Origin of the sequence: Phenylobacterium sp. (assembly GCF_016793285.1) — a bacterium.
In the GTDB taxonomy this organism is placed as follows: Bacteria; Pseudomonadota; Alphaproteobacteria; order Caulobacterales; family Caulobacteraceae; genus Phenylobacterium.
In genome coordinates this window covers 1-4,075 of record NZ_JAEUMO010000197.1, presented here as the reverse complement: position 1 = coordinate 4,075, position 4,075 = coordinate 1, and the positions used below count along the sequence as shown (strand labels likewise).

Below are 4,075 nucleotides of genomic sequence, written 5' to 3'. Positions count from 1 at the left end.
GTGGACACGTCGGTCGCCCACCTTGCGGGGGCGATGGGCAAGCCCTGCTGGGTGCTGCTGCCGGCGATCGGCTGCGACTGGCGCTGGTTCCGCGACCGCACCGACTCGCCCTGGTATCCGACCCTGCGCCTCTACCGCCAGCCGGCCGGGGGTGACTGGGGCCCGACCGTCGGTCGCGTCCTGGCCGACGTCGGCGCGTCGATCGCGGCGCGATCGGCGCCGGGGGACGGATGACCTTCGCGGCGCCACGCCCTATCTTGCCCGGATGACCGACACGCTCGACGCCGACGCCGCCATCCCCGCGGACGAGACCGCCCGCGAACCCACCCAGGACGGCCCGGCGATCCGGCTCTACCTCGTCGACGGCTCGGGCTTCATCTTCCGCGCCTTCCACGCGCTGCCGCCGCTCACGCGCAAGACCGACGGCCTGCCGGTGGGCGCCGTCTCCGGCTTCTGCAACATGATCTGGAAGCTGCTGGTCGACATGAAGGCCCAGCCCGACGCGCCGACCCACCTCGCCGTGGTGTTCGACAAGTCGGAGATCACCTTCCGCAACAAGCTCTACGACCAGTACAAGGCCCACCGCCCGCCGCCGCCCGAGGACCTGGTCCCGCAGTTTCCGCTGGTGCGCGAGGCGACGCGGGCGTTCGGCGTGCCCTGCCTGGAGCTGGGCGGCTACGAGGCCGACGACATCATCGCCGCCTACGCCTGCAAGGTCCGCGACCTGGGCGGCGAGGTGGTGATCGTCTCGTCCGACAAGGACCTGATGCAACTGGTCGGCGACGGCGTGTCGATGCTCGACACCATGAAGAACGTGAAGATCGGTCCGGACCAGGTGTTCGAGAAGTTCGGCGTCACGCCCGACAAGGTGGTCGACGTCCAGGCGCTCTGCGGCGACAGCGTCGACAACGTCCCCGGCGCGCCGGGCATCGGCATCAAGACGGCTTCGGCGCTCATCAACGAGTACGGCGACCTCGACACGCTCCTGGCCCGCGCCGGCGAGGTCAAACAGGAGAAGCGCCGCCAGACCCTGATCGAGTTCGCCGACCAGATCCGCCTGTCGCGCCAGCTCGTGCAGCTCGACTGCGACACCCCGCTGCCCGACCCGATCGACGACCTCGCCGTGCGGGATCCCGACACGGGCGAGTTGCAGGCCTTCCTGGAGCAGATGGAGTTCCGCACGCTGGCGCGGCGCGTCACCGACGCCATCGCCCCCGGCCGCGACGCCGGCGTCCAGGCCGTGATGGCCGAGATCAAGGCCGCGAACCCGACCGCGCCGGTCCACGACGCCATCGACCACGGCGTCTACGAGTGCGTCCGCGACGAGGCCGCCCTCGACGCCTGGATCGCACGCGCCTACGAGGCGGGCGTCGTCGCCTTCGACACCGAGACCGACGCCCTGGGCGCGCTGGCGTCGAACCTGTGCGGGATCTCGCTCTGCACCGCGCCCGGCCGCGCCTGCTACATCCCGGTGGGCCACGCGAGCGAGAACGAAGGCGGCCTCGCCTTCGATGCGCCGGCCGATCTGCAGCAGGTCGCGCAGGACGTGGCCCTCGCCCGGCTGAAGGTGCTGTTCGAGGACCCGTCGGTCCTGAAGGTCGCCCAGAACGCCAAGTACGACATGGCGGTGCTGGCCAAGCACGGCATCGCGGTCGCGCCCGTCGACGACACCATGCTGCTGGCCTTCGCCCTCGAGGGGGGGCTGCACAACAAGTACGGCATGGACGACCTCTCCAGGCGCGTCCTCGACCATGAGCCGATCCCCTACAAGCAGGTCGCCGGGACCGGGAAGTCGCAGAAGAGCTTCAAGCACGTCGATCTCGACGCCGCGACGGCCTACGCGGCCGAGGACGCCGACGTGACCCTGCGCATCTGGGAGCACCTGAAGCCCCGCCTCGCGCACGAGCACATGGCCACCGTCTACGAGCGCCTGGAGCGGCCGATGCCGGCGGTGCTGGTCGGCATGGAGCTGGAGGGGATCAAGGTCGACCCCCACATCCTGCAGCAGCTCAGCCACGACTTCTCGGTCCGCATGGTCGAGCTGGAGGCCGAGGCGCACCGCGTCGCGGGCCGGCCGTTCAACCTGGGCAGCCCCAAGCAGATCGGCGACATCCTCTTCAGCGAGATGGGCATCGCGTCCGGCAAGAAGACCGCGACCGGCGCCGCCGCCACCGACGCCTCGCTGCTGGAGGACCTGGCCAGCCAGGGCCACGAACTGCCCCGCATCCTGCTCGACTGGCGCCAGCTCTCGAAGCTAAAGGGCACCTATACCGACAACCTGGTGGCCGCCATCGACCCCCGCACCGGGCGGGTCCACACCAGCTACAGCCTGGCCGCCGCCACCACCGGCCGCCTGGCCTCCACCGACCCCAACCTGCAGAACATCCCGATCCGCACCGAGGAAGGCCGCAAGATCCGCAAGGCGTTCATCGCCGAACCGGGCCATGTGCTAATCAGCGCCGACTATTCGCAGATCGAGCTGCGGCTGCTGGCCCACATCGGCGACATCCCGCAACTGAAGCGCGCCTTCGCCGACGGGCTCGACATCCACGCCATGACCGCGTCCGAGATGTTCGGCGTGCCCGTGGAAGGCATGCCGGCCGACACCCGCCGGCGCGCCAAGGCCATCAACTTCGGCATCGTCTACGGCATCTCGGCCTTCGGCCTGGCCAACCAGCTCGGCATCCCGCGCGAGGAAGCCGGCGCCTACATCAAGACCTACTTCGAGCGCTTCCCCGGCATCCGCACCTACATGGACCGCCAGACCCAGCAGGTGCGCAGCCAGGCGTTCGTCACCACCATCTTCGGCCGCAAGGTCCATGTGCCGGCCGCGCGCGGCAAGAGCCAGGCCGAGCGCAGCTTCGCCGACCGCGCCGCCATCAACGCGCCGATCCAGGGCGCGGCGGCCGACGTGATGCGCCGCGCGATGATCCGCATGCCCCAGGCGCTGGTCGACGCCGGCCTGAAGGCGAAGATGCTGCTGCAGGTGCATGACGAACTGGTGTTCGAGGCGCCCGAGGCCGAGGCCGGGCGCGTGATCGAGGTGGCCAGGCGCGTCATGGAGAGGGCCGCCGAGCCGGCGGTGCAGATCAGCGTCCCGCTGGTGGTCGAAGCCCGCGCCGCCGCCAACTGGGACGACGCGCACTGATCCTCCCCCGCCCGGGGAGGTCAGACGCCCGCCTGGATGAACCGCCGCGTCTCGCCCTCCAGGCGCACGGCGGTCAGCAGGCCGGTGAAGTAGACGCCGGTGTCGATGTTGATCCGGTTGGCCTTGATCTCGGGCCGGCCCGCCGACGGCGTATGGCCGTGGACGACCACCTTGCCGAAGTCGTCGGCGCACTCGAGGAAGTCGTAGCGGATCCACATCAGGTCGCGGGGGATCTGCGCGTCCAGCGCCACGCCGGGCCGCACGCCCGCATGCACGAACAGGTAGTCGCCGACCGTCTGCTGAAGCGCGAGGCGGCCGAGGAACGCCCGGTGCCCCTCCGGGAACGCGGCGGCGAACCGGGCCTGCGCGCGCTCGCAGGCGGCGGTGTCGTGCGGCTCGGGCGGCACGATCCCGTACGAAATGATCGTCGTCTCGCCCCAGTTGCCGATCCACGACGACGCGTAGGCCGGCTCCTCCAGGAACCGCAGCAGCGCGTCCTCGTGGTTGCCCTTCAGCGCCACGACCTCGAACCGCCCCGAAGCCTCGGTCTCGAGGATCAGGTCGATCACGCCCCGGCTGTCCGGGCCGCGGTCCACATAGTCGCCGACGAAGACGAGCAGCGGCGTCTCCGCCGGCCGGCTCGCCTCGGCGTCCCGCGCGATGTCGGCGAGCAGCGCCTTCAGCGCGGCGGCGTAACCGTGGACATCCCCCACGGCGTAGACCAGCCGCCCGCCCGTGCTGGGCGGCGTGGGCGTGGATCGGATCTCAGGCAATGCAGAAGGTTCCTGGTGGAGCCGAGGGGAGTCGAACCCCTGACCTCCTCATTGCGAACGAGGCGCTCTACCAACTGAGCTACGGCCCCAGGAAGGCGCGGAATAAGTCGATTGCGGGCCATCCTGTCAAGCGGGGAGCGACAGCGTCGCCTTG

General features: G+C 70.4%; 2 protein-coding genes, 1 tRNA gene and 1 pseudogene. 2 read left to right on the top strand and 2 right to left on the bottom strand.

All coding sequences use genetic code 11. The features are described 5' to 3' along the window. Nucleotides 1-234: pseudogene (locus JNL41_RS17030) on the top strand (glycosyl transferase family 8); the annotation flags it as partial. Nucleotides 235-265: 31 nt separating this feature from the next. Then, a complete protein-coding gene (gene polA, locus JNL41_RS17025) occupies nucleotides 266-3,148 on the top strand; it encodes a DNA polymerase I (RefSeq protein WP_293477024.1) in 2,883 nt (960 codons plus the stop codon). A 20-nt stretch (nucleotides 3,149-3,168) separates the two neighbouring features. On the opposite strand, the gene JNL41_RS17020 is transcribed toward polA, so the two are convergent. Further along, entirely contained in the window at nucleotides 3,169-3,921 is a 753-nt protein-coding gene (locus JNL41_RS17020; RefSeq protein WP_293477022.1) for a metallophosphoesterase family protein, read from the bottom strand. A gap of 13 nt (nucleotides 3,922-3,934) precedes the next feature. Then, nucleotides 3,935-4,010: transfer RNA gene (locus JNL41_RS17015), tRNA-Ala, on the bottom strand. Nucleotides 4,011-4,075: the final 65 nt, after the last annotated feature.

Coding starts and splice junctions, on each gene's coding strand:
- polA (WP_293477024.1), top strand. CDS start 266: ATGACCGACACGCTCGACGCCGACGCCGCCATCCCCGCGGACGAGACC.